1 protein-coding gene is annotated in these 1,543 nt (G+C 71.7%); it reads right to left on the bottom strand.

Annotated features, from left to right (window positions below; genetic code table 11):
* Positions 1-1,437 (bottom strand): M43 family zinc metalloprotease (locus tag GSF22_RS33480; RefSeq protein WP_307804517.1); only part of this gene is annotated, 1,437 nt, incomplete at its 3' end.
* Positions 1,438-1,543: the final 106 nt, after the last annotated feature.

Below are 1,543 nucleotides of genomic sequence, written 5' to 3'. Positions count from 1 at the left end.
GGACGGCCACCACGCCCCGCCGTCCCACCACCGGTGGTAGAGGGCGGAGTCCACGCCGACGACGAACACGTCCAGCCGGTTCGGCGCCCGCGCGACCACCCGCGGTTCACTGAGGCAGCTGCCACCCAGCCGGTCGTACCCGGTGGCGTCCGGCCACCAGGCGGTGCCGTCCCACCACTTGTGGTAGACAGCCAGGTCCAGGCCGCGCACGAGGACGTCGAGCCGGCCCGGCCCCCAGGAGGCGACCCGGGGATCACCGAGGCAGGTGCCGCCGAGGTTCTCGTAACCCACGGCCGACGGTGACCATCCGGCGCCGTCCCACCACTTGTGCACCAGCGACCGGTTCGTGTCGCGGACGAAGACGTCCAGACGGTCCGGCCCCCACGAGGCGACCTGCGGCTCGCCGAGGCAGACGCCGCCCAACTGCTCGTAACCGGCGCCGGACGGCATCCAGGTGCCGTCCGCCCACCACTTGTGGTGGATCCCCGAGTCGGCACCCCGGCGGACGACGTCGACCCGGTCCGCGCCCCGGCTGACCACCGGGGCCGCCGGCTGCGGTGTGGCGCCGGTGGCCAGCAACGACGAACGGGCGGTCTGCAGACACGCCTGCATCCGGGCCACCTGACCCTTGGTGAACATCATCATGGCCGCGTCGTCGACGTAGTCCATATAGTTGACGAACATGTCCCCGTGCGGCCCGTTGTCGCAGCTCAGGCGGGGAAAAGTCGGGCTGCCGTGGTTGGGGCCGGCCTGGTTCGGAGTGTCGTCCACCTCGTCGGTGCCACCGCAGCCGGTACCGTCGTCACCCCAGATGTGGAACAGGTTCAGATAGTGGCCGACCTCGTGGGTGGCGGTCCGGCCCAGGTGGAACGGCGCGGTGGCGGTGCCGAGGGTGCCGAACGCGGTGTAGGTCACCACCACACCGTCGGTCTGCGGCGGTCCGCCGGGAAACTGGGCGTAGCCGAGCAGTCCGTCACGGAGCTGACCCACCCAGAGGTTCAGGTACCGCGACGCCGGCCACGGGTCCGCGCCCCCGCTGGCCGCCGACTTGATGCCGTCGTCGTCGGGGGAGAACTGTGCCACCGTGGTGGACGTACGGGTGATGCCCGTGGTCGGTCTGCCGGCCGGGTCGGTGGTGGCGAGGTGGAATTCGATCCGGGCGTCGCCGACCAGGTCCCGGAAGGCGTCCGGGACGTTCCCGAGATCCCGGTTGGCCGCCCGGTAGTCGGCGTTGAGTATGGCGATCTGCGAGTGGACCTGCTCGTCGGAGATGTTCTGCTGCTCCTCGCGCCACACCACGTGTACGACGACCGGGATGCGGACGTGGTCCGGGAAACGGGTGCCGGCCCGGCCGGACATCACCGACCGGGTGCTGTTCTCGATCGCGCCCCGGGCCCGGGCGTAGTCCGGTGACTGGTCGAGCAGTCTGCGATGCACCGGCATCGTGGCACACCAGTGCCGCTGCGGGCCGGTGCCGCCACCCGTCTCCGCACCCTGACCGCCGCCGGGCGCGCCCGGCGGCGGTCAGGGTGCGGAGACGGGT

The sequence above is a fragment of the Micromonospora echinofusca genome (genome assembly GCF_017614955.1).
Classification (GTDB): domain Bacteria; phylum Actinomycetota; class Actinomycetes; order Mycobacteriales; family Micromonosporaceae; genus Micromonospora; species Micromonospora echinofusca_A.
The sequence above is the reverse complement of the archived record's forward strand: the minus strand, read 5'-3'. Positions and strand labels throughout refer to the sequence as shown.